Consider the following 26,207-nt stretch of genomic DNA (forward strand, 5'->3'; position numbering starts at 1 on the left):
AATTGAAACATTTACAGATTGCGGTAGGGATTATTCGTAACGCCCAGCAGGAAATTTTTATTACTCAGCGCGCAGCTGATTCTCATATGGCTGGTTTTTGGGAGTTCCCTGGCGGCAAGATTGAAGCGGGTGAAACACCGGAAGTCGCACTAAAACGGGAACTGCTGGAAGAAACTGGCATTGTGGTGCAGAACGCAAATTTACTTAATGTGTTAGAACACACTTTTACTGATCGCATCGTGACGTTACGTTTTTATATGGTGGACGCGTGGGATGGTGAACCCTTTGGCCGTGAAGGGCAACCCATGCGCTGGGTGAAACAAGCAGAACTGCTAGCTGATGATTTCCCACCAGCAAATGCCGAAATTATCGAGCTGTTGACAACATAGCGTTGGCGGGTGGATAGCTTAATTTGAGTGGAGCAAAATACGGATTGCTCCACTTGGTGATGCGGTGATCAGCGTGTCAGAGGATCTTCCTCACTCCATTCATCACTGTCAGATAACTCGCCACTACTGGAAATTCGTTTTTCTTCGTCGGCCCACTCACCTAAATCAATTAGTTGGCAGCGTTTGCAACAAAACGGGCGATAGGGGCTTTGTTCACCCCAGATAACGATTTTCGCGCAAGTGGGGCAATTAACCTCTATTTCTTCTAAGTCCATATTCTCTCCTAAAATCTATTCACACCCTTTATTTTGAATTTATTGGGTATGACAATTGCCACATCAGCAGCAGGCTAATTCAAATGATAAGCGGGCCGGGACGGTGCCATTTTCGCTATCGAGAGGTAAGAAGCGAATGGCATAGCGTGTCTTGTGACCAGAAACCTGTGGGTATAGTTGTACGTCTAATGGCAAGCGTAATCTCAATAGATCAGCACCTTCGGCATTATCTTGAAAAAAACCATTCAAGCTAATTTGTGACCGTAACGGGCCCGATTGGCGAATTAAATCTAAGATAATGGTTAGCGATTGATTGAGCGGTGCCAGACTAGCGAGCAACTTATCGATGTGTTGGTTACGCTGTTCCTGAGGCTGGTGCAGCCAGGTGTGTAAGGTGGGTAAATCAAAACTACAGCAGCCGCCGGGGATACTCAGACGCTGGCGAACAACGCTGATTAAGCGATCTTCTTTTAGTGACTGCCCAATACGTGGCGCGGACATTAAAACTGTTGCATGGTTTTTTAGCTTTCTGCGCAAAGAATCTATCAGCGACATATCAACGCCAGGCATCTCGGCCCACTGCTGTAATTTTTGTTGTTGACGCTCCAGCTCTTTTAGCAGGTCAGTTCTGACCTCCCCACGCTCAAGAACATCAATTAAATCAGATGCGGTACGGAAAAATGTGAGTGCGGTGGCAATGTTGTCTAGTGAACGCTGGCTTTGTAATTGTTGTAATAAAAATTCCATTCTGAGCCAGGTGCGCATTTTTTCATTGAGCGGATGTTCAAAAAGTATTGTTGAGGTGAGGTCACTCATCGATGTAGATCCTGTTGGGCCGCTGCTGCCAAGTTTAAATACTGTTGGTGCAAGGAAGCAACACGCGGGGCGATCATGTGTGGATCGCCGCTATTGTCAATAATGTCATCAGCACAGGCCAGCCGTTGTTGCCGGGAAACCTGTGATGCTAAAATATATTCTGCCTGTTGGCGAGTAATACCATCCCGGTCTATGGTTCGAGCGAGTTGTATTTCAGGCGCTACATCTACTACTAACACACGATTAGCACGCTGATGTAAACCATTTTCAACCAACAGAGGGACAACCCAAAGTGCATAAGGTTTATCAATACTGGCTAATTGGCGCTGAGTTTCTTGCTGAATCAGTGGATGCAGCAATGAATTTAACCATGCTTTTTCCTCTGGCTCACTGAAAATTTTGCGGCGCAATGCGCCCCGGTTCAACCAACCATCAGCTTGCAAAATAGTATTGCCATAACGGGATGCAATGGTAGATAACGCTGCTGTGCCCGGCTCAACTATCTGACGGGCAATAATATCAGCATCAACCAGCGGGACACCCAAATGGGCAAATGCATTTGCAACGGTACTTTTCCCGCTACCAATTCCACCGGTGAGAGCCACAATATAGGTCATTGCCTGGCCTTACCTACTGTTATTCGATGGCTGAATTGTATCTGAAAGCACAGGGGAAGGCATAGCGTGGAATGCATTCTATCTGGGGATGGAGAAATAAGTTGTACAGGAAATAAGTAAACAGCCCGGCTGATAAATAAAGATGTCACCAGTGATATTCAGGTAATTTGTGGGATTGTAGCGTAAATAAAGGTGGATTCGCAGTCTTGTCGTAGAATTATTCATGCGTATGATAGCTTCACTGGGATGGCGTGATTTACGCCCGATCACATTTTGCGATCTATCGCCAATAACCAGGAAATTATAAGTCATGCGTATTGAAGAAGGTTTGAAATTAGGCTTTAAAGATGTATTAATCCGCCCTAAACGCTCAACACTGAAAAGCCGCTCTGAAGTGAGCCTGGAACGTCAGTTTACTTTCAAACATTCAGGTTGGAATTGGTCCGGTGTGCCTATCATTGCCGCTAATATGGATACTGTTGGCACCTTCCGCATGGCCGAAGTTCTGGCTTCATTTGATGTTCTTACCGCAGTCCATAAACATTACACGGTTGAACAGTGGAGCGATTTTGTTAAACGAGTTCCTGAATCTGTCTTACGCCATGTCATGGTGTCGACTGGCACGTCTTCTGCCGATTTCGACAAAATGAAGCAAATTCTGGCGTTATCTCCGGCACTGAAATTCATCTGCATCGATGTGGCTAATGGCTACTCTGAACATTTCGTCTCCTTCCTGCAAAAAGCCCGTGAAGCCTGCCCGGACAAAGTGATTTGTGCAGGTAATGTGGTGACTGGCGAGATGGTAGAAGAGCTTATCCTTTCTGGTGCTGATATTGTTAAGGTGGGTATTGGCCCTGGTTCGGTTTGTACTACGCGAGTCAAGACCGGTGTGGGTTATCCGCAGTTATCTGCCGTAATTGAGTGTGCTGACGCAGCCCACGGCTTAGGTGGACAGATTGTCAGTGATGGCGGTTGCTCAGTACCGGGTGATGTTGCGAAAGCGTTCGGTGGTGGTGCTGATTTCGTGATGCTGGGCGGGATGCTGGCAGGGCATGACGAGTGCGAAGGCCGCGTCGTTGAAGAGAATGGCGAGAAGTTCATGCTGTTCTACGGTATGAGTTCAGAGTCTGCCATGAAGCGCCATGTCGGTGGTGTTGCTGAATATCGCGCCGCAGAAGGCAAAACCGTTAAGTTGCCACTTCGTGGGCCGGTAGAAAATACAGTGCGCGATATCATGGGTGGCCTACGTTCTGCCTGTACTTATGTGGGTGCATCACACTTGAAAGAGCTGACTAAACGCACCACCTTTATCCGCGTAGCGGAGCAAGAGAACCGAGTGTTTGGTAGTAACTAATTACTGATTCAGAAGGGCGTTATTTAACGCCCTTTTTCGAAATTCGCCTCTAATACAGAATTGTCCTCAGTTAGCTGTTTTAACCTATAACATCGCCTAGTTGGAATATGGGTAAATACATTGCGATCACTAAAACCCCCACGATACTGCCAATGACTAGCATCAGCAGAGGTTCCAGCATTTGTGTGAGATTATCAGCCAAATCCTGTGTTTGCTGTTGATGCCAATTAGCCAACTTTCCCAGTAGAACATCCAACGCACCAGATTCTTCGCCTACTCGAACCAACTGCTGGCATAGAGCTGGGAATAAATGATGTTGGGCAAGGGTGGTATAGAGTGGAGCACCCTGGCTTATCTGTTTTTGAATCTGTTTTAATGCTTGCTGATATGTATCATTAGTTATGGTGAGAGCCGCCGCTTTTAATCCTGCGACCAGTGGTAATCCAGCTTGTTGTGTAATCGCTAATGTTTGAAAAATCTGGCTCAGGCAACTTCCACGTATTAATGGAGAAATGAAAGGAAGGCGTAGGAGAAGCCTTTGTTCCAATAACTGCCAGTGAGGTTGTTTTTGGCGTAGATAACAATAACCAATACATAATATTGCAAGTAACAGAGCAATATAGGGGCCGTAAAGCGTAATAAATGCCGATATGAAAAGCAGACCCGCAGTCAGCGCCGGTAATGGTGTATCAAATGATTGATAAATTTGTGCAAACTCAGGAAGAACCATGACCAGCATCACAACAGCGACTACCAACGCAATAATGCAAACAAATACCGGGTATTTCAGCGCTTTTATCACTTTCTTTTGTAATTTTTGCTGCTGCTCCTGATATTGAACTAACTGAGTACAGCACTGTTCAAGATTACCGGTAAGCTCCCCCATCGCTATCACTGGTGGATATAATCGGGGAAACGTTTGTGGGTAATGTTCCATTGCTTCAGACAATGGTTTTCCCTGCGCAACTAACTGACTTATCTCGTGTAATAAGCAACGCCACGGTAATGCATCCATCTCTTTGGCTAAGAGTTGTAAGCTATTGACCAAGGGTAGACCGGCTTGAAGTAAAGTGGCTAACTGGCGGGTAACGGTAATCAAACGTTCCCCTTGCCAATATCGAATTGATAAGTGTTTTCCACTTTTTACACTTAATGGCTGTAACCCATGCTGGAACATATATTCATAGACACTATTTTTTTCTGCCGCCAGTATTGCCCCTGTTTGCAATTGCCCTTTGGTTGTCATCGCTTTCCAGTGGAATAAACGACTTTTTATCATAGGGTTACCTCCTCTTCAGTCAGGGCGGTGACAACACGATTAATCTCATCAAGAGTCGTGATTCCCTCCTCGACTAAAGTCAGGCCTGCGCAAAGTAATGTTATCTGCTCTTGTTCGTGGGCTATCTGTACCAGTTGTGATGGGCTGACATTATTGAGCAACGCATGTTGAATTTTTGGGGTTACATTTAACATTTCGTAAATCCCGGTCCGTCCATAATAGCCGGCACAGCAATGCTCACATCCCACCGCCAGATAATGCTGTAAGGGCGCGGTTCTGATTTTGGTTGGTGGCTGAAAGGGAGAGGGAGAGGGTTGACGGCAATGTAAACATAAACGGCGAACCAGTCTTTGTGCGATAACCAGTTTCAGGCTGGAGGCGATCAAATGGCGATCCACTCCCATTTGAGTCAGGCGTATCAAGGTTTCAGCTGTTGAGTTGGTATGTAAGGTTGAAAGTACTAAATGCCCTGTTTGGGCGGCTTTTACTGCTATCTCAGCGGTTTCGTTATCACGGATTTCACCGACCATAATGACGTCAGGGTCTTGTCGTAATATCGCCCGTAATACTCGAGAGAAATCCAACCCTATCTTGCTGTTAGTCTGCGTTTGGTTAATGCCATCAACGGGGATCTCAATAGGGTCTTCAACACTACAGATATTTCTATATGGCTGATTAAGTCGAGCCAGGCTGCAATAGAGTGTTATGGTTTTACCGCTCCCTGTCGGCCCTGTGACCAGAATTAAACCCTGAGGAGACGATAGCGCCTGCGTTAATTGTTGTTGGGCTGATGTTGTTAGCCCCAAGGCTTCCAACTTGGGTTGTTGTTGCATATTAAGTATTCGCAACACAATTTTCTCCCCATGCTGCATGGGGAGTGTGGCTATTCTCATGGAATAACGAGCCGTTCCGAGCTGCAAAGTGAGCTGGCCATCTTGCGGTAATCGCCTTTCAGCGATATTCAGTTTGGCCATAACTTTGAGACAACTGCTGATACGATCGGCTAATTCTACATCAGGAGGCGTGGATTCATGTAACACCCCATCTATCCTGAAGCGAACACGGTAGTGATGCTGATAAGGTTCAAAATGGATGTCTGATGCACGTTTCTGAATCGCTAAACTGAGCGTTTGCGTTATAAATTGAATAACAGGTACATCGCTTTCACTATCCAGCGATGTTTCATCCCAATTCTGCAACGGTGGTGTTGGCGTTTTGCCAATGGGTTGCTCAAGCTCATTTACATAGGCATTTTCTCTATTTTTCACTCTGTTACTTAAGTGGGCTTTAGCCGCGGATTCCAGGTGCAACGATTGTTCAATTTTGGCTTCCGGCCAATATTCCACGGCTATTTTACGCCCACATGTAAAACGCAGTGCAGTCAGTAATTCCTCTTTCACCGCCTCCGAAGAGGCGATAGAAAGACATTTCCGATCAAGTTTTAGTGCGACTACTCGATAGCGGCGGCAGAGTGTGTGCAATTCATCGCTGATTATTTCGCGAGGAAGTATGAGCCGGTCTGTCATTTTGATTATTCCTTATCATCAAATCGGAATACTGCTTTGCAGCTATCCGTTATACCGCTGTCCGTTGCGGTACATGTTTTTTCCCACACCAAATTACCATCGCTGTTTTTGGTTGGTGATAGTGCGAGAGTCAGCCCTGTCAGAGTATTTTGCCCTGTAAGGGTAATCACGCCCTTTGCGACACTCACGGCGCTGACATAACGCGATGACTGCCCAGCCGGGATCCCATGACTACTTGCGTTACAGTTATCCAGATTTGCTTGTTCCAAAGAGCAAAGCTCTATTGCCATTTTGTAAGGAACGATAGTTTGCAGCATATCGGTCAGCGCCGCTTTTTGGATATAACGCTGATAGGACGGAATACCGACACCACTGAGGACAGCAATGATAGCGATCGCAACCATCAGTTCAATTAATGTAAAACCCTTTTGATTAGCCATTTAGCACTCTCCTTGAGTATGAAAAAACGAGGTCAGGGTGCCGTAGTTAAATTGACAATAACAGAAGGATTACATTGAGTTGCGAGGCGTACTGTCGGATATTTTAGTTGTTGCAGAGGAGACACAGATAACTTCGGCGGCGCTCGCAAAACTGAACCAGAATCAAGTTATTGTTATGGTCCGCCGAAGATAATTTGATAGGCTTACTGGAAACGCATTGAGAGGTCTAAAGCCGTAACATGTTTGGTTAGCGCTCCGACTGAGATGAAGTCGATACCGGTTTCAGCATAACTGCGCAGGGTTTCCAACGTGACATTGCCTGAGACTTCCAATTGTGCACTGCCTTGTGTTTTGGTCCGTTCATCGCGCATTTTTACAGCATCGCGCATCATGGGAATAGTGAAGTTATCCAACATTACGATGTCAGCACCCGCATCCAATGCCTGCTGCAGCTCATCAAGGGATTCAACTTCAACTTCTACCGGGACATCGGCATGTATCCAAAATGCTTTAGCAACTGCGTCTTTGATAGAACCGGCTGCAATAATGTGATTTTCCTTGATAAGGAAAGCATCAGATAAACCGAGGCGGTGATTATTACCTCCACCGCAGAGAACGGCGTACTTCAACGCGGTGCGCAATCCAGGGAGGGTTTTTCGGGTATCGAGTAATTGGGTGTGCAGCCCAGCGAGTTCGGCAACATAGCGACTCACTTCTGTTGCAACGCCTGATAGAGTTTGCACGAAGTTAAGTGCGGTGCGTTCGCCGGTGAGCAGGATACGGGCAGGGCCAGTCAGCTTGCAAAGCCGCTGATTCGCCGCCAGTTTATCGCCATCATTAACTAGCCACTCAACTGACACCGTGGCCCCAAGTTGGATAAATACTTCATTCAGCCAGCGTTGACCACAAAAGATACCGTTTTCACGGGTAATGATAGTGGCAGTGGCTTGAGTCTCTGCGGGGAGCAATTGTGCTGTGAGGTCGCGGTCTGGGTTGACCTCGCCACCGAGATCTTCACTCAGAGCCTGAGCAACAGTAAAAGGGATATCACGTTGAATTCGTTCCAATAGCTCGGCGCGGCGGCTGTCGGCATTGTAGCTGCGGGTCGGCATATAAAACTCCGAAATGGCGGATAGATAGTCGTCTAAACATGCTACTCTGTTGCTGGCTGAAGTGCCATCAAAGAGCCGGTTGAATTGTACTATTTAGGGGCTTAGACAAACTATGCAGTTAGAAAACCACTGGCAGTTAGACAATGGCTGGATCTCCGGTGTGAAGCGGGTGGTTTCCCCGCATTTTGATAAGCGACCAGAAGGCGAAGCTCCTTCTCTGCTGGTGATTCATAATATCAGTTTGCCCCCTGGCGAGTTCGGTGGCCCTTATATCGATCAACTGTTCACTGGCACGCTCAAAGCCGATGAGCATCCCTACTTTGCCGATATAGTTCACTTACGTGTTTCAGCCCATTGTCTGATTCGCCGTGATGGTGAGATTATTCAATATGTTCCGTTTGATAAACGCGCCTGGCATTCGGGTGTTTCATCATTTGCCGGTCGTGAACGTTGCAACGATTTCTCTATTGGGATCGAACTGGAAGGGACTGATGTATTACCGTTTACCCCTGAACAATATCAGAGCCTGAGCGAGATAAGCGCCTTGCTGCTTGCCCATTACCCGATAACCGTAGAGCGGGTGACGGGCCACAGTGATATTGCTCCCGAGCGTAAAACTGACCCCGGCCCAGCTTTTGACTGGGTACGGTATCGACAAAGTGTGGCAGGGCTACCGGCATCATCATAATGTCGATTTCTTAATTAGTCAGAGGTTTATGGTTGAATGCTCGCCTGTCTATAGCCTCTTCTGATACTGTTGTATCTATAATGCCGGGAGGCGGATGTTCTGTTTCGGGGCTGGTTAAGTGCAAAGGGAGAATAAGAGCTAATGACACTGTTTACGCTGTTGCTGGTGCTGGCATGGGAGCGCTTATTTAAACTGGGCGAACACTGGCAGTTAGATCACCGCCTTGAAGTCGTATTTGCGCGTTTACATCGGTTTTCGTTAGGGCAAACCATGTTGCTGACCGCTGTATGGATGGGGCTGGTATGGCTGGTTTTACGATTACTGCAAAATATCCTGTTTGGTTTCCCTCTGTTACTGATGTGGATATTAATCTGCCTGTTATGTATCGGGGCGGGCGGCATTCGTAAACACTATCGCGCGTATTTGAAAGCGGCGCGGCAGGGTGATGTTCATGCCACGGATAAAATGGCAGAAGAGTTGGCGTTAATTCATGGTTTACCTCTGGATAGCACCGAGAAAACCAGGTTAGAATCCTTACAAAATGCTTTATTGTGGATAAACTTCCGTTACTACTTAGCGCCAATCTTCTGGTTTGTTGTTTGCGTTAACTATGGCCCGGTGGCATTAGCGGGTTATGCCATGTTGCGTGGCTACCAAACCTGGCTTGCACGTCATCAAACACCATTACAGCGATCTCAATCCGGTATTGACAGTATATTGCATTGGTTAGACTGGATACCCGTAAGATTAGTTGGAGTGGCCTATGCCTTATTAGGGCACGGCGAAAGGGCGCTACCTGCTTGGTTTGCTTCATTGGGTGACTTCCGCTCTTCGCAATTTCAGGTGCTGGTTCAATTAGCGCAGTATTCGTTGGCTCGGGAACCTCATTTGGATTCGGTACAAACACCAAGAGCCGCTGTCTCTTTAGCGCGAAAAGTAACGCTGACGGTGATTGTTGTGGTCGCGTTATTAACGATTTATGGTGCGCTGGTTTAGTCAATGGGATGTTTTTCGGGTTTATAGCGCTGGTAATGATTTATCAGCCTTTTAATGCAATTTCTTAGTATGAATTATTTCTATTTTTTCTTACTAATGAATCTTAGTCACTATTCCAATGTGGAATTAATTTTTTACCATTATTAATCAATGTATTGAGCTGGTTTTATTTGTGTTTATCTGCGATTGACAATCTGACGTCTAATCTGTCTACGTTATATATTTCCTCTTTGGAAAACTTCTGACTTTAAGTTTTACATCTGTACCATCCTCTGATTTTAATAGTTCGATTAAATTCCGAGCTATTCCTTTTTATGATTTTTCTATTTGCCATATCATTTGCCTGACCAATTTCTATTGGCTTATTTGCCCATGCGTTACTCAACTTATTTTAATCTGTATTTATATTTTAAATTGATTTGAATTAATGCGGGTTTGATTATGCCAATAACAAATCAGGAATATTATAATGAGTTCAATTTTTAAAGGTATAGGACGTTACTTAGGCAGTGGCTTTATCAAGAAAACCATTGCCTATGCGCAAATTTTTTTACAAATATTATTAAGCACACTTCCACTGTATTCGATGAGTTTCAGCACTCAGGCGAACAGTGATATTACGAAAAAAACAGTGCTTTTTAAGCGACTTTATACGCTCACTCCAACCGATACACTTGAATCGGTGGCATCAAACTATGGCTTATCTGTGGATGAGCTTTGGGCGTTAAACATCAATTTATATAATAACCGCAGTGCTTTTGACGCAGTCAAGTACGGTGCGGTTGTTTATATTCCTAACCAAGAAGAAGAGCAACAAGCGACGCAGCAAGCCTCTATGGTTGCTTCTCATTTGTCACAGGTTGGGAATTCGTTAAGCAGCGAGGACCGCGTAGGTACATTCTCTCGTTTAGCTAAGGGGATGTTGTTATCTTCCACGGCAAAAACAGTCGAGGAATGGTTAGGCCATATCGGTCAAGCCCAGGTTAAATTGCAAGCTGACGATAAGAATGACTTCAGTGGTTCAGAAGTGGATTTATTTATTCCCCTTTATGACCAACCTGAGAAGTTAGCCTTCAGCCAGTTTGGTTTTCGTCGTATTGATCAACGCAATATTATGAATATTGGGTTGGGGCAACGCCATTATGTATCTGACTGGATGTTCGGTTATAACATTTTCTTTGATCAACAAATATCAGGCAATGCTCATCGGCGCGTAGGGTTCGGCGGCGAATTGGCGCGGGATTACGTTAAGCTTTCGGCGAACAGTTATCATCGCTTGGGTGGCTGGAAGAATTCAACTCGGTTGGAAGATTATGACGAGCGAGCGGCTAATGGCTATGATATTCGCACAGAAGCCTATTTACCTCATTACCCGCAGTTAGGCGGGAAACTGATGTATGAGCAATACTTCGGCAACGAAGTTGCCTTGTTTAGCATTAATGAACGGCAGAAAAACCCATCAGCATTAACTGCTGGTGTGAGCTATACCCCAATTCCACTGGTGAGCTTAGGTCTTGATCACACGATTGGTAATGGTGGGAAAAATAAAACCGGCTTGAATTTAGCCGTTAATTACGAAATAAATACGCCTTGGCAGAAGCAGATAGATCCCGCGGCAGTACAAGCGACCCGGACTCTGGCAGGTAGCCGTATGGATTTGGTCGATCGCAATAACAATATCGTGCTGGAATACCGTAAGCAGCAGGTAGTGACATTAAATTTACCTGAAAAAATCAGTGGGAAAGAGGCACAGGTCTTACCGATAAATTATACCTTTAATGCCCGTCATGGTTTGGATCGTATCGAGTGGGATGCCGCCGATGTGATTCAGGCCGGTGGGCAAGTGAGCAGTCAGGGCAATTTGGCCTATCACGTCGCTTTGCCGCCTTATATTGACGGTGCGGCGAATGCTTATGTATTAAGCGGTCGTGCGGTTGATAAGAAAGGCAATTACTCTGTTTCCAGCTCAACGAATATTTACGTTACCGGCGTGAATATTAACAGTGTAAATAGTATTTCTTCATTAACACCGCCTACATTGCCAGCAAATGCAACCAGTCGTTCCATACTTCAGCTTGCATTAAAGACCGATGCAGGTAAACCGGTCAGCGGTGTTGCGGGCAATATCACTTTTGCAGTTCGCGATGTCACTGGCAATGTTCCTCGAGCCAGAAGTTTCACTCCGGTGGTGATCGGTGATGCACAGGAAATTCAGACCGGCGTTTATGAAGCTGCAGTCACCAGCGGTAGTTCGGTTGGGCGTTTTGAAATTACTCCGACGGTGCGTGGTGTTCAGCTAAATCCACTTATTCTGACCCAATCTGCCGATGCCACTACTGCGACGATTCATAGCAGCGCATCTGTTTCTATTTCTACGCCATCAATTACCACCAATGCTGCGGATAAAACCAAACTTGAAGTGCAAGTGACTGACGCATTTGGTCATCCGGTGCCGGGTGTTGAAGTGACATGGGTAAGCGATTTAAATTCGCCAGGCCTTGAGCACGTCACCAGTATTACTAACGAGCACGGTATTGCAGAAAACAATTTCAGCTCAACCGTGACAGGAACTGCCAATATTACAGTGCAAGTAGGCACTTCAACACCTGTTCAGGCGGGTGCGATTGAAATAAAGGCAGATAACAGCACCATGACGGTGAAAGCCAGTGACTTTACGGTCACGGCCACATCAGTTGTGGCTAATGGCACAGATAAAACCGTTTATAAACTGAAAGTGACGGACAAGCAGGGCAATGTTGTTCCCGCAGCCGCCGTGGAATGGTTGAGCAATATCGGTACATTCATCCAGGCTAGCCCAACGACCACCGGTGCCAATGGGGAAACCTTTATTGAACTGGTGAGTACCGAGGCAGGCACGGCTAAAGTGACCGCGACTATCGGTGGCACGCGTTATAACGCCAGTGATGTGGCCTTTATTGCCGATCGTCAAAGTGCCAAAATTACGTTACTTCCTGCGGGCAAGATTAAGGCCGCAGCCAATGATAATGATTGGATTACTCTCACAGCCAAAATTGTTGATGCGCACAATAACCCGATTAAAAATGAAGAAATTTTCTGGGGTACGCCCAGCCATAAGGTGAAGTTCAGTCCTGCTTCAGCAAAAACTCACACTAATTCTCAGGGTGAGTCAGAGATTAAAGTTGCCAGTGCTCAAGTGGGGGATGCTTCTGTTAGCGCACAGGTAGTTGCAAAGGATTTGTTAATTAACCAAGACAACCAAACGCTGACATTCAGCGCTGATACTGCTACCGCAGGTATTTCTAAATTTCTGACACCTGGCAATCAAGCGCTTATTGCCAATGGTGTGGCAACCGTCAGCTATACGGTATTAGTGGAAGACAGCAAAGGTCATATTGTGCCGAACAGTCAGGTTCTCTGGGAAACCGACTTGGGTGAATTTACTTCGTCGCAGACAACGACAACAGTGACTACTACGGATAGTAAGGGTGAAGCTAGTGTAGCACTGGCCAGTATTAAGGCGGGTTTTGCCAAGGTTAAGGCCGCGGTTAATGGGGTTCCAATTACATCATCGGCCAAGGTTGAATTTACGGCGGATAGTAGCACTGCGACCATCGCCATAACACCCGTCAATAAGCATGTTTACGTTGCTAATGGCGGCGATACCGTTACCTATAACGTTATTGTGTTAGACAAACACCACAATCCGGTTAGGGATGCAGATATAACCTGGAGTACGGTTAATAATCACGTCGTCAAGTATTCACCGGCGAGTAGCAAGACTGATTCAGATGGTAAAGCGACAGTAGCAGTAACATCCACGGCAGCCGGTAGCACTCAGGTTCAGGCAACGCTGGCTAACAATGCCACGGATCTTGCTGATCAAATTAGCTTTAATGCTGATCGCCAGACGGCAGTGATCAAGACTGTGGTGGTAAAAGGTAACAACCAGCCAGCACCTGATGGCTCTGATTTTGTCAGTTATGTAACGACAGTTGAAGATATTAACGGTAACCCGGTTAGCGGGATGATTCTAAGCTGGAACAGCAATATCAATAAGGTTACCAACCAGACCACCACCGATTCCAAAGGTATGAGTACTCAAACCATCACGGGTACACAGGCTGGTAAGGTTGAAGTTTCGGTAGCGTTAAATGAAGGTGATAATGCAAAAATTCCGGTGAAAAGTATTAATGAGGCTGAGTTTGTCGCGGTAACACCTGTTAATGCCAACTCATCCTTGTTATTACTGCCAAAGCTTATTATTGCTGATGATAAGCAAAATGCCACGCTGAAATTTACGCTGCGCGATGCTAATCACAACCCAGTTTCGGGTCTGGCGAATCAGATTAAGGTCACTCAGTCAGTAGCCAACTATGTAACAGTCGGAGCCATTGCTGAAACCACGGTAAAAGGGGTTTATGAAGCTGAGATCAAGGGCACGAAGGAAGGTACGGTGGATTTGATGGCCACAGTTACGGGCCACAATGTGAATAAAACACAACAGCTAACCTTACAGGCTGATCATTCAACTGCAAAATTACAATCAGTTACGCGAAATCAGACCACGGCTAAAGCTGACGGCAAGGAAAGTATTACTTATACCGCAACCGTGATAGATGCTTTAAATAACAAGGAACTAGCTAATGTTTCTGTAGGCTGGAGAACCGATGTTGGTGACATGGTGTCAATGACCAAAACCAATGCATCGGGTGTGACAACTGCCACCCTGACCAGCAAACAAGCCGGTAGTACCAAGGTAACGGCTATTGTCAGCAGTAACAGTGAAATAACGGCAGATGCAGTGAGCTTTATTGCCGGTGATATTTCGAAAGATCACTCAACCAGTAGTTTATCCTCTGCGGATCTGGTGGCGGATGGTGTGACTACCACCAAAGTGACGGTTAAGGTCAATGACCTCAACGGCAACCCATTAACTGGCCAGAGTGGGAAAATTAACGTCACTGCAATTGGCTTAACGGGGCTGGCTTTGCCGAGCCAATTTACTGAAGGGCCTGACGGTGTGTATAGCGCAACCATCACCGGCACTAAAGCGGGGAACGGTGAAATTGTTACTATGCTCGAAGGTAAAGAGTTAGCTAAACAGAAGTTGAACGTTATTGCTGATGAGAGCAGCGCCAAGATTGCTGGCGTGAAGCCATTGAACTTCGGGCCTCTTATCGTGGGCAATAAAGTGACTTATCAGGCGACTATTGCAGATGTTAACGATAATCAGTTAGGTGCAGGTATTCCGGTGCATTGGTCAGTCAACCGCGACACCCTGATGAGTAGTACCACGTTGACTAGCCTAACCAACAGTGCCGGTGTTGCAGAAATGGAAATCAGCCGTGATATGCAAGGTGATGCTCTGGTCACTGCCACGGTCAACAATCACAGTTTGAAGGCGACCGCAGTTAAATTTAGCCGTGGTGGCGTGGATATCAGTAAATCCAGCATTCAGTTTACGCAAGGAAAAATCATTGCTGGTAATTTAGATATTGCCACTATTCAGGTGGATATCCGTGACAGCAAAGGCAATTCGTTACCTAATCTGGCAGGCCAGATAACCACATCACCAAAAAGTGGGGAAAATGGTCTGACAATTAATACCAGCGATAATCCGTCTGGTGGCTATTTGGTCAAGATCACAGGGACTAAGGCCGGTAATCATGCTGTCAGTGTTTCTGTTGAGAATAACGTATTAAAAACAGTCAATGTGGAGATTGTGGGGGATACGCTGACGGCTAAATTACAGGCAATTAGCGTAAACAAAACGACGTTTAAAGCGAATGATGTTGATCAGGTGATTTATACCGTTGAGGTTGTGGATGACAATAAAAATCTGTTGGAGAACTACCCGGTTTCGTGGAGTTTAGCGAAGGGCGAAGGGACGTATGATGGCCAGAGCTACACCAACGCGATGGGCATCGCTGAAACCAGTCTGACAGCAAATCGTCTGGGTGAATATAAAATGGATGTATGGGTTAGAGGTAATAAGAACTCTGCTCAGATAACGGTACCGATTGTCAACAGTATCGCAGGGGATATGGACCCAAGCAAATCTAGTTTTGTGATAGATAGCGGGAACATTGATGCCAGTAATCAAACTGTAGCTAAGTTAACTGCCACGCTAAAAGATAAGTTTGGTAACTTATTAATCGGGCAGACGGTTAATATTAAAGATACTAATAGTCTGAAAGGCTTAACCATGAGTGATAACCCAATGAAAGATAATGGTGATGGGACTTACACTTCTGAAGTTACCGCTAAAATCAAAGGGGATACCAAATTTATTGCCAGTATTAACGGTAAGAATTTGACTCAGCAACCGATACTGATGGTGGGGAATGTTATTCCACAGTTGAGTTTTGGGAATAAGCAAATATCGAGAGTCTATACCCAAAAAGTAGAACAAATACAGTCTCTTAATGGTTTACCTTCTGGGGTTACCGCTAACTGGACCAGCAGTAATACGGAAGTGGCTAAAGTTGATTTAGCCAGTGGTAAAATTCAACTGCTCAAAGCAGGCATAGTAAATATTTCAGTCTATACGTCGCCAACTGAAAAATATGCGATGGGGACGGCCAGTTATCAGTTGACGGTGGACAAAGCGGATCCCAAACTTACCTTTAGTACTAATACACAATCATTAACATGGGGAGATACTGCAACGCCTCAGGATGCTAAATCATCAAATTCTGATGTGCAGGTGAAAGATCTGGTATTGAAGTGGGAAAGTAGCCATACAGATGTCGCCTCTGTTAATGCCTCAGGTGTAGTGAAATTAGTCAAACCAGGCACCACGCAAATAACGGTGATTTCTGAGGAAAATGAGCGTTTCAAGCATAGTGAGAGCCGTTATACCCTAGATTTGAGGAAATTTAAGCAGTCAATCAGCTTTGTTAAAAGCTCACAAGATATCGGTGTAGCACAGAATACCGTTGACTTGCTGAATCTTCAGCAAACACTCACGCCCAATGCTCAGTTACGAACTGAATTGTCATCGAGTGATACCAGTGTTGCACGGGTGAACTCTGGTAATAACAAAGTGGAGATTAGAGGCAAAGGTGGGAAAACTCGGATTACGCTGAAAGTGCTGGGTAATGATTGGTATGAAGAGCAATCAGCCCATTACGATCTGTTCGTCTATGGTAAGCCAAATGTCACAAGCTCCACACGAGTAAAAAGCAATGGTCGAGTGGTGGAAAATGCGAGTGTATGGTCACCGGTGTTTATTGATGATAGCTTAAAAGTAATACTAAGAAATTCAGATGTGGAATATGAAAGAGCAAATTCTGCTACTGTTATTTTATTGGGCGATAATAAGGAACTTGAGAAGAAAACTTTGAATATGGGCGGGGCCAGTACAACAACTGAGTTTGAATTTATGCCAAAACGTGAGTGGTTAAATATGTCACTGAAATTTAAAGCGGTTACTCATGGCGTTCTCAACGATACTGCCGATATTCCAGTGCAAGGGAGTGTTAGTGTAGAGAATACCTTTAAGCCAAATGAAATTTGGAGAGACGCGTTTGTCACTAAAAATTATACATTACATAACAGTGATCACTCGACGCGGGATACTTGTCCCGTAGTACCTGACCTGACAGCCATTCCTTATTCCAAAGTTAATTGGAAGCTGACGGTTAAGCTTGATAAGGAATTATTGCATCCGTTGACAATCGTTGGAATGTGGGCTGATACACCTCGTGATGGTGATGATGTAGACCATATTCTTGCTAAAAATAAAGTGGAACTATTTAATAGTTATAATGGAAGAGGTAGCAATGTATTAGATGCTTGGTGTGTAAAAAAAGATAATGGTGACATTTATACGCTTATGAAAATTGAATATATGGGCAAGACTTATAACTATAAAACCCCCAAATATTTATATTGGGATGGTAGCAATAGTTCTAAAAATAAAGGGATTGACCAGTCTGATGGATTTATACCCAACTAGTCAGCGTTTACATAGTATGAATTAACTCCGCTGCCGGAGAATATAAGAAAAACAAGAGGGCTGCGCCTACCGTGCAGCCCTCTTTTCTATTTTGTCTACGCCGCGATGCCAACAGCCCCCTCAGTCAGTATTTATCCGCCGGCGGTTCGCCAAATAGCGGCATCCCATTGTTATCCCAACTTATTGTTTTTAATCGCGTATGGCGGTTAGGATCATAAAGTGGATCGCCCTCAATTTCTGTGTAGTTACGCGCGTGATACACCAATACATCCTCTCCTTGCTCATTGACGGTAAAACTATTGTGTCCGGGGCCAAATTGACGATTTTGGTAATGCGTCCGAAACACCGGTGCGGGCAGTTTATGCCACTGCGCGGCATCCATGACATCAGCGTTAATATCCGCCCATAACAACCCAATACAATAGTTTTCATCAGTGGCACTGGCGGAATAACTGATAAAAATCCGTTCACCATGTTTGATAACCGCTGGCCCCTCGTTTACCCAAAAGCCTATGATTTCCCAGGGTAACTCGGGTTTAGATAGCATCACCGGCTCACCTTGTAGCGTCCACGGGTTCGCCATCTCAGCTAAATACAGATTTGAATTACCACGAATGGCCGGATCTTTCTGCGCCCATAAATAGTAGTGCTTGCCTTGATGGGTAAAATGGGTGGCATCCAGTGAGAAAGTATCCAACGGGGTGATGATTTGCCCTTTCTCAACCCAGTTGCCTGTTAGCGGATTGGCCGCATCGCACTCTAAAGCAAACATGCGGTGTTGGAATAAGCCGTCGGCAATGTCAGGTGAATGGGCCGCTGCGAAATAGATATACCATTTACCGGCAATAAAATGCAGTTCAGGTGCCCAGATCAAGGCACTCATTGGGCCTTGTTGTGGCTTATGCCACACCGTTACTGCCTCTGCCTGAGCTAAACCTATCAGTGATTTTGCACGGCGTAATTCGAGGCGATCATATTCAGGTACCGAGGCGGTAAAATAGTAATAACCATCCGTGTGCCGATAGATAAATGGATCAGCCCGCTGTTCAATCAAGGGGTTAGGGTAGTGATGCTCACTCATGGCAATTCCTTAATCTTATTTAGCTTCCAGTTGTTTACCGAGGCGATAGTCGCTCAATTCTTGGTAATTGTGGCGACGTTTTTCCAGATCGATTTGAATCTGCTGCATAAGTTTGCGATCCACTTTCAACAACCGCACCACACCGGCGGTAATTAAATAGCCAATTCCTGGAATCACAGTAAATAACAGCACGATACTGTTTAATGCGCTCGGTGCCTGATTGATGGCATCAGCCTGATAACCGGTGGCAGATAGCAGGAAACCGACCATCGCACCCGCCACGGCCAGACCCACTTTTAAGAAGAACAGATTGCCTGAAAAACTGATGCCAGTGATGCGTTTGCCGGTCTTCCATTCACCATAATCATCCACATCGGCCATCAGTGACCAGTGCAGCGGCGAGGGGATTTGATGCAAAATATTGAGCAGGAAGTAGGCTACGACAATCAGTGATGTCAGGTGCGGATTGAGGAAATAGAAGCCGCAGGAGAAAATCGCCAACACAATATTAGTCCAGAAAAACACCTTTAATTTGCAGAACTTATCGGTTAGCGGTTTGGCCAGCGCACTGCCAATCATCATGCCAATCACCCCCAGGCTGATAAACAGGCTGGCGAACGAGAAGGATTGCTGCATGACATAAGTGACGTAATACATGGTGGCCGCCATGCGGATAAAACCGGGGCAGACGTTACAGAAGGTCAGCAACAGAATGCGCACCCACTGGTCATTTTTCCACACATCGCGCAGATCGGATTTCAGGGCATCGTTAGTTGGAATGGCGGGTTTGATCCGTTCCTTTACTGTCATAAAACAGAACAAAAACATAAAGAAGGCGATGGTTGCCAGCACGCCCATTGCCATTTGATAGCCGCGTGCTTTATCCGCACCACCGAACCATTCCGCCATCGGTAACAATGTCATTGATAATATCAATGTCGCAATCCCGACCATGATAAAGCGGTATGACTGACAAGAGACGCGCTCTTTCGGATCAGAGGTAATCACGCCACCCAATGAACAATAAGGGATATTAATGGCAGTGTAAGACAATGACATTAAGAAGTAAGTGGCGAAGGCATAGATCACTTTGCTGTTATAAGTCCATTCAGGGGTAGTAAACATCAGCACACTGAATAAGACATAAGGCAGAGACATCCACAACAGATAAGGGCGGAAGCGGCCATAGCGACTTTGGGTGCGATCCGCGATTGCCCCCATTATTGGGTCAGTGATGGCATCCAAAACCCGCACTGACAGTAGCAGAACCCCCACGAGTGCAGGTGCCAGACCGAAAATATCGGTGTAGAAATAGTTCAGGAACAGCATGATTGCACCACCAATCATATTGCAGCCTGCATCCCCCATCCCATATCCGATCTTCTCTTTTACGGTAAGTGCAGTGGTCATGGATATTCTCTCCGTTATGGATCAGAAACTGTCATTGGGGATGGATTATTGCTGTTCTAATGGCGGAGACATCAGAAGTTAATGGTTGTAGAGATGGACAAACGAGTCATCGCCATCAAAGTGTGATCAGATCGACAAAAAACAGATTGGAAATTTAACATATAAGCATGACCGAACTGGATTGGATGATTAATTGCACCATTACCTTCCGCTTTAGCGGTAAATCAGACAGTTAAATTGGGCGGGGAGTTTTATTGTGGCGGTTGGTTTATTTTTGCTAAACAATAAAATAAACAGGCCAGCACTGGAAGCTGGCCTGAAAGGACTATTTTGTCAGATTTACCCGAAAAACCGGCTACATTCTGCTATCAGAATTTTGCGCGCTGATTACGATTTTTCAGGATATAACCCACCGCTAATACCACCACCCAGGCTGGAATTAACAGCACCGAAATCTGAATACCCGGTGTCAGAAACATAATCACCAAAATACCGGCCATAAAGGCCAAGCACAGATAGTTACTAAACGGATACCAGAATGCTTTGAATTGCGGGACAACGCCCTGACGGTTTTTCGCCGCACGGAACTTCAAGTGTGCGAGGCTAATCATCGCCCAGTTGATCACCAGTGCGGATACCACTAATGCCATCAGCAATTCAAACGCGCGGCCCGGAATCAGATAGTTAATCAGTACACAGAAAGCGGTGGCGAATGCTGAAACCGCAATGGCAATCACGGGCACGCCGCGACCATCTACTTTTAGCAGCATTTTCGGGCCATTACCTTGCTTGGCTAAACCGAACAACATGCGGCTGTTACAGTAAACACAACTGTTGTAGACCGATAATGCGGCGGTCAATACCACGACGTTCAATATCGTGGCGACGATATTACTGTCCAATGCATGGAAGATCAGCACAAACGGGCTGCCGCCTTCCACCACTTTGCCCCACGGGTAAAGTGACAACAAAATTGCCAGAGAACCGATATAGAACAATAGGATACGATAGATAACCTGATTGGTCGCTTTTGGGATGCTTTTAGCTGGGTCTTCTGCTTCTGCGGCGGTAATACCCACTAACTCCAGTCCACCGAAGGAGAACATTATTACCGCCATTGCCATCACTAACCCCATGATGCCATTGGGGAAGAAACCGCCCTGTGCCCATAAGTTGGTGACAGTGGCTTCCGGGCCACCCTGGCCGCTCAGTAATAGCCAGCCGCCAAATACAATCATCGCAATGATAGCGACCACTTTAATGATGGCAAACCAGAATTCCATCTCACCATACACTTTTACATTTGCCAGATTGATGGCATTAATCGCGAGGAAGAATACCGCGGCAGAGACCCATGTTGGGATCTCCGGCCACCAATATTGCACATAGATACCCACTGCGGTCAGTTCGGCCATTGCCACCAACACGTAGAGTACCCAGTAGTTCCAACCGGAGGCAAAACCGGCAAAATTACCCCAATATTTGTAGGCAAAATGGCTAAATGAGCCGGCTACCGGCTCTTCCACTACCATTTCCCCTAGCTGGCGCATAATCAGAAACGCGATAAAACCGCCGATGGCATACCCCAGTAGCACTGAAGGCCCTGCCATCTGAATGGTTTGCGCGATACCGAGAAACAACCCAGTCCCTATTGCGCCACCGAGGGCAATAAGCTGTATGTGGCGGTTTTTAAGCCCCCGTTTTAGCTCTGCACCTTCCTGTTGAACACTCATTCTTGCATCCTCTGTCGTTGTCACTTCTAGCGGGCAAACCCGTTACCTTTCAAGCTACAGAGGTGTTGGCTGAACGTATTGCCCGGCCCATTCTTTGGCCGGGTTTTTGTTTGCCGCCTTCCTGCATTTTGAAATCTATTCGGTATAAATCGGTGCCTTTTGCTATGCGTAAGGTTTTGATTACACTATTCGTATTGTTTTATTTACGGTTGCTTTATTGGGAATTTTCTCTTTAGGCTACCGTTTGAAAGAGAATAGTGGTATGCGGGAATTATTGCATCCGCTTTTTGTTTTAAACGGCCAAGTTTTATGTAAAACACGAAGAAAAATGTTGATACGTGATTAAGCGGTGACTTTCATAAAGTGCTGCAATGTGGATTTATCGAACAAAAAAAGCTCAGTGAGCGATTTTTATTATGGTCTGATCTACTCTCAGGTAAGGGAGTGGGGTAAGACAGAACCTTCTTAGTCTTAACTGAATTTAAAATCATAAATAACGAATAAAAAGGCGAAAATAAAATAACTTTCACGCTTCAGCTTGCCTAATTACCCGTTTCATTAAAGTTAAAACGCGCTACGGTTAGGTAATGGTATTACCACCACTACGTTATCACTTTGCGATGCTTTATCAGTGAAGTTGTTAAAATGTGCGAGGTTTCATGATTTCGGTCAAGGTCCGTCTGGACAGCTAGTGAATACTTTGTTACTTTATCGTCACGTTTTTGAAATTGGTATTACCAATTGACTTCTAGCCTCTCGCAGAGACGATTCACTCAATACGGCTAACAGCGCGACTTACAGAAAATATGGCCTACAACAAAATACGTCAGCCCAAATTGTCAGATGTCATCGAGCAGCAGCTCGAATACCTGATCTTGGAAGGGACGCTACGCCCGGGTGAGAAGTTACTGCCTGAGCGCGAGTTGGCGAAGCAATTTGATGTTTCCCGTCCTTCTTTGAGAGAAGCCATCCAGCGCCTGGAAGCCAAGGGGTTGTTGTTGCGCCGTCAGGGGGGAGGCACTTTCGTGCAAACCAATCTGTGGCAAAGCTTTAGCGATCCGCTGGCTGAACTGCTGGCCGACCATCCAGAATCACAATTCGATTTGTTAGAAACCCGTCATGCCCTCGAGGGTGTCGCTGCCTATTATGCTGCACTGCGTGGTACCGATGAAGACCTGCAACGCATTCGTGAATGCCATACTGCTATTCAGCAAGCGCAGGATAACGGCGATTTGGATGCCGAGGCTGATGCTGTCATGCAGTATCAAGTGGCCGTCACAGAAGCTGCGCATAATGTGGTGTTACTGCATTTACTGCGTTGTATGGGGCCAATGCTGGAACAAAACGTAAGACAAAACTTTGAATTGCTTTACTCGCGCCGAGAAATGCTGGCAACGGTAAGCAGTCACCGCGCCGGGATTTTTGAGGCGATTGTGGCACGCGAGCCAGAGAAAGCCCGCGAAGCTTCACACCGTCACTTGGCGTTTATTGAGGAAATCCTGTTGGATCTTAGTCGGGAGCACAGTCGCCGTGAGCGTTCTTTGCGTCGGCTCCAGCAGCGCAAGGACTAAGAGCTTATCCTGCATTTGGGTCGGTTCTATATGCTTATTTTGAGCACGAAACGCGGCAACTATTACCCAAAATAAGTCGAGTTGCAGGCAGGCGGCAAGGGAATGAATCCCCCGGAGCTTACTTGAGTAAGTGACTGGGGTGAGTGAGTGCAGCCAACGCTCCTGTAGCTTGAAGTATGACGGGTATAAACTGATGGGCCTATCTTCCGGTGTTTTCACCAGGGCACGTGCTTTAGCCTGGGGTTAAAGCACAGGAAGATAGGCTCCAAATAAACCATTAGAAACAGATAAGGAATACCACCATGTCAGAACGTTTAAATAATGACGTGGATCCGATCGAAACCCGCGACTGGCTACAGGCGATCGAATCGGTCATCCGTGAAGAGGGTGTTGAGCGTGCTCAGTATCTGATTGATCAGGTTTTGGGCGAGGCCCGTAAAGGTGGTGTGAGTGTTGCGGCAGGTTCTGCCAGCCGTGATTACATCAACACTATCCCGGTAGAAGACGAACCGGCTTATCCTGGCAACCTGGAGCTGGAGCGTCGTATTCGTTCCGCGATCCGTTGGAATGCCGTGATGACCGTGTTGCGTGCATCGAAGAAAGATCTGGATTTGGGCGGCCACATGGCATCCTTCCAATCTTCCGCGACCTTCTACGAGGTTTGCTTCAACCACTTCTTCCGTGCTCGTAACCAAAAAGACGGCGGCGATCTGGTTTACTTCCAGGGCCACATCTCTCCGGGCGTTTACGCACGAGCCTTCCTTGAAGGCCGCTTGACTCAAGAGCAGATGGATAACTTCCGTCAGGAAGTTGACGGTAAGGGTTTGTCTTCTTACCCGCACCCGAAACTGATGCCTGAATTCTGGCAGTTCCCAACTGTATCTATGGGCCTTGGCCCAATCAGTGCAATCTATCAGGCCAAGTTCCTGAAATACCTGTCTCACCGTGGTCTGAAAGACACTTCAGCACAGACCGTATACGCCTTCTTGGGCGACGGCGAGATGGATGAGCCAGAATCCAAAGGTGCGATCACCATCGCCACCCGTGAAAAACTGGATAACCTGGTCTTCGTTATCAACTGTAACTTGCAGCGCCTTGATGGCCCGGTTACCGGTAACGGCAAAATTATCAATGAGCTGGAAGGCATCTTCAGTGGTGCTGGCTGGCAGGTTCTGAAAGTGATTTGGGGTGGTCGTTGGGATGAGCTGCTGCGTAAAGATACCAGCGGTAAACTGATCCAATTGATGAACGAAACGCTGGATGGCGACTACCAAACCTTCAAATCCAAAGACGGCGCTTATGTGCGCGAACACTTCTTTGGCCGTTTCCCAGAAACGGCTGCATTAGTGAAAGACATGAGCGACGACGAGATCTGGTCTCTGAACCGTGGCGGTCATGATCCGAAGAAAGTCTTTGCTGCACTGAAAAAAGCACAAGAAACTACTGGCAAACCGACTGTTATCCTGGCCCACACCATTAAAGGTTACGGCATGGGCGAAACAGCGGAAGGTAAAAACATCGCCCACCAGGTGAAGAAAATGAACATGGAAGGGGTTCACCACTTCCGCGATCGTTTCAATGTGCCGGTTGCCGATGCTGATATCGAAAAACTGCCATATATCACCTTCGATAAAGATTCCGAAGAGTCCAAGTATCTGCACGAACGCCGTCAGGCGCTGGAAGGCTATGTGCCAACCCGTATGCCTAAGTTCACTGAAAAGCTGGAAATGCCAGCATTGTCAGATTTCAGCGCCTTGCTGGAAGAGCAGAACAAAGAAATCTCTACCACTATCGCTTTCGTGCGTGTGCTGAACGTGATGCTGAAGAACAAGTCTATCAAAGACCGTATTGTTCCAATCATCGCTGATGAAGCGCGTACCTTCGGTATGGAAGGTCTGTTCCGTCAGATTGGTATTTACAGCCCGAATGGTCAGCAGTACACCCCGCAAGACCGTGAACAGGTTGCTTACTACAAAGAAGACGAAAAAGGTCAGATCCTGCAAGAAGGGATCAACGAACTGGGTGCGGCATCTTCCTGGCTGGCGGCGGCGACGTCATACAGCACCAACGATCTGCCAATGATCCCGTTCTATATCTACTACTCCATGTTCGGTTTCCAACGTATTGGCGATCTGTGCTGGGCTGCGGGTGACCAACAGGCACGCGGCTTCTTGATCGGTGGTACTTCAGGTCGTACCACGCTGAACGGTGAAGGTCTGCAACATGAAGATGGTCACAGCCACATTCAGTCACTGACTATCCCGAACTGTATCTCTTACGATCCGGCTTATGCATATGAAGTTGCTGTCATCATGCATGATGGCCTGGTGCGTATGTACGGTGACGCGCAAGAAAATATCTACTACTACCTGACCACGCTGAACGAAAACTATCACATGCCAGCCATGCCACAGGGCGCAGAAGAAGGTATCCGTAAAGGTATCTACAAGCTGGAAACCCTGGAAGGTAAGAACGGTAAAGTACAGTTGCTGGGTTCTGGTTCGATCCTGCGTCATGTACGTGAAGCTGCTCAGATTCTGGCTAACGACTACGGTGTCGGTTCTGACACCTACAGCGTAACTTCCTTCACCGAACTGGCGCGTGATGGTCAGGACTGTGAGCGTTGGAACATGTTGCACCCAACTGAAACCCCACGTGTGCCATACATCGCTCAGGTGATGAATGAAGCACCCGCGGTAGCGTCTACCGACTACATGAAACTGTTTGCCGAGCAGGTTCGTACTTTCGTACCCGCCAGCGATTATCGCGTACTGGGTACTGACGGCTTCGGTCGTTCAGACAGCCGCGAAAACCTGCGTCACCACTTCGAAGTTGATGCTTCTTACGTGGTGGTTGCTGCTCTGGGTGAACTGGCTAAACGCGGTGAAATTGAAGCTTCTGTGGTCGCTGATGCGATTAAGAAATTCAACATCAACCCAGAAAAAGTTAACCCGCGTCTGGCTTAAGAGGTACTGAAT

The 26,207-nt window shown here is 46.4% G+C and carries 17 protein-coding genes; 7 read left to right on the forward strand and 10 right to left on the reverse strand.

What is annotated here, in order from left to right; all coding sequences use genetic code 11:
* Positions 1-2: 2 nt before the first annotated feature.
* Positions 3-389, forward strand: a complete 387-nt coding sequence (mutT, locus tag AT01_RS15820; protein ID WP_042548666.1) for an 8-oxo-dGTP diphosphatase MutT — start codon at positions 3-5, stop codon at positions 387-389.
* Positions 390-457: 68 nt separating this feature from the next.
* Here the strand turns inward: mutT and yacG are convergent, their stop codons facing one another.
* The 3 genes from yacG to coaE form a co-directional block, all read right to left on the reverse strand.
* Positions 458-664, reverse strand: a complete 207-nt coding sequence (gene yacG / locus AT01_RS15825) for a DNA gyrase inhibitor YacG (RefSeq protein ID WP_004705416.1) — start codon at positions 662-664, stop codon at positions 458-460.
* A gap of 63 nt (positions 665-727) precedes the next feature.
* Positions 728-1,480, reverse strand: coding sequence for a cell division protein ZapD (gene zapD / locus AT01_RS15830; RefSeq protein WP_042547819.1), 753 nt, complete (start codon positions 1,478-1,480; stop codon positions 728-730).
* Positions 1,477-2,097 carry a dephospho-CoA kinase gene (coaE, locus tag AT01_RS15835; RefSeq protein WP_004705412.1) on the reverse strand — a complete coding sequence of 207 codons (621 nt, stop codon included), beginning with the start codon at positions 2,095-2,097 and terminating at the stop codon, positions 1,477-1,479. The genes zapD and coaE overlap by 4 nt, the downstream gene beginning before the upstream one ends.
* 310 nt (positions 2,098-2,407) lie before the next feature.
* Here coaE and AT01_RS15840 point away from each other — a divergent pair, with 310 nt between their 5' ends.
* Positions 2,408-3,451, forward strand: coding sequence for a GMP reductase (locus AT01_RS15840; protein WP_004705410.1), 1,044 nt, complete (start codon positions 2,408-2,410; stop codon positions 3,449-3,451).
* 79 nt (positions 3,452-3,530) lie between these two features.
* On the opposite strand, the gene hofC is transcribed toward AT01_RS15840, so the two are convergent.
* The 4 genes from hofC to nadC all read right to left on the reverse strand — a co-directional run bounded on the left by hofC (position 3,531) and on the right by nadC (position 7,808).
* The gene (gene hofC, locus AT01_RS15845; RefSeq protein ID WP_042547820.1) at positions 3,531-4,730 is read right to left on the reverse strand and encodes a protein transport protein HofC; all 1,200 of its coding nucleotides are present in this window, start codon (positions 4,728-4,730) and stop codon (positions 3,531-3,533) included.
* Positions 4,727-6,256 carry a type II secretion system protein GspE gene (gspE, locus tag AT01_RS15850; RefSeq protein WP_042547821.1) on the reverse strand — a complete coding sequence of 510 codons (1,530 nt, stop codon included), beginning with the start codon at positions 6,254-6,256 and terminating at the stop codon, positions 4,727-4,729. The genes hofC and gspE overlap by 4 nt, the downstream gene beginning before the upstream one ends.
* A 5-nt stretch (positions 6,257-6,261) precedes the next feature.
* Entirely contained in the window at positions 6,262-6,696 is a 435-nt protein-coding gene (gene ppdD, locus AT01_RS15855; RefSeq protein WP_042547822.1) for a prepilin peptidase-dependent pilin, read from the reverse strand.
* 203 nt (positions 6,697-6,899) lie between these two features.
* Entirely contained in the window at positions 6,900-7,808 is a 909-nt protein-coding gene (gene nadC / locus AT01_RS15860; protein ID WP_004705243.1) for a carboxylating nicotinate-nucleotide diphosphorylase, read from the reverse strand.
* A gap of 112 nt (positions 7,809-7,920) precedes the next feature.
* Here nadC and ampD point away from each other — a divergent pair, with 112 nt between their 5' ends.
* The 3 genes from ampD to AT01_RS15875 all read left to right on the forward strand — a co-directional run bounded on the left by ampD (position 7,921) and on the right by AT01_RS15875 (position 17,434).
* Positions 7,921-8,496 carry a 1,6-anhydro-N-acetylmuramyl-L-alanine amidase AmpD gene (gene ampD, locus AT01_RS15865; RefSeq protein ID WP_042547823.1) on the forward strand — a complete coding sequence of 192 codons (576 nt, stop codon included), beginning with the start codon at positions 7,921-7,923 and terminating at the stop codon, positions 8,494-8,496.
* A 141-nt stretch (positions 8,497-8,637) separates the two neighbouring features.
* Positions 8,638-9,492 carry a beta-lactamase regulator AmpE gene (ampE, locus tag AT01_RS15870; RefSeq protein ID WP_042547824.1) on the forward strand — a complete coding sequence of 285 codons (855 nt, stop codon included), beginning with the start codon at positions 8,638-8,640 and terminating at the stop codon, positions 9,490-9,492.
* Between the two features lie 469 nt (positions 9,493-9,961).
* On the forward strand, positions 9,962-17,434 hold the full coding sequence (locus AT01_RS15875; protein ID WP_042547825.1) for an inverse autotransporter beta-barrel domain-containing protein: 7,473 nt from the start codon (positions 9,962-9,964) through the stop codon (positions 17,432-17,434).
* A 124-nt stretch (positions 17,435-17,558) separates the two neighbouring features.
* On the opposite strand, the gene AT01_RS15880 is transcribed toward AT01_RS15875, so the two are convergent.
* From AT01_RS15880 to AT01_RS15890, 3 genes are all read right to left on the reverse strand, one after another.
* Complete coding sequence (locus AT01_RS15880; RefSeq protein WP_042547826.1) at positions 17,559-18,515, reverse strand: glycoside hydrolase family 43 protein; 957 nt, start codon at positions 18,513-18,515, stop codon at positions 17,559-17,561.
* Between the two features lie 15 nt (positions 18,516-18,530).
* Positions 18,531-19,925, reverse strand: coding sequence for a glycoside-pentoside-hexuronide (GPH):cation symporter (locus AT01_RS15885; protein WP_042547827.1), 1,395 nt, complete (start codon positions 19,923-19,925; stop codon positions 18,531-18,533).
* Between the two features lie 368 nt (positions 19,926-20,293).
* Entirely contained in the window at positions 20,294-21,658 is a 1,365-nt protein-coding gene (locus AT01_RS15890) for an amino acid permease (protein ID WP_042547828.1), read from the reverse strand.
* An 806-nt stretch (positions 21,659-22,464) separates the two neighbouring features.
* Here AT01_RS15890 and pdhR point away from each other — a divergent pair.
* Both pdhR and aceE read left to right on the forward strand, forming a co-directional pair.
* Positions 22,465-23,229, forward strand: a complete 765-nt coding sequence (gene pdhR, locus AT01_RS15895; protein WP_004705257.1) for a pyruvate dehydrogenase complex transcriptional repressor PdhR — start codon at positions 22,465-22,467, stop codon at positions 23,227-23,229.
* A gap of 302 nt (positions 23,230-23,531) precedes the next feature.
* A complete protein-coding gene (aceE, locus tag AT01_RS15900; RefSeq protein WP_004705259.1) occupies positions 23,532-26,195 on the forward strand; it encodes a pyruvate dehydrogenase (acetyl-transferring), homodimeric type in 2,664 nt (887 codons plus the stop codon).
* Positions 26,196-26,207 lie beyond the last annotated feature (12 nt).

Origin of the sequence: Yersinia aldovae 670-83 (assembly GCF_000834395.1) — a bacterium.
GTDB classification, from domain to species: Bacteria; Pseudomonadota; Gammaproteobacteria; order Enterobacterales; family Enterobacteriaceae; genus Yersinia; species Yersinia aldovae.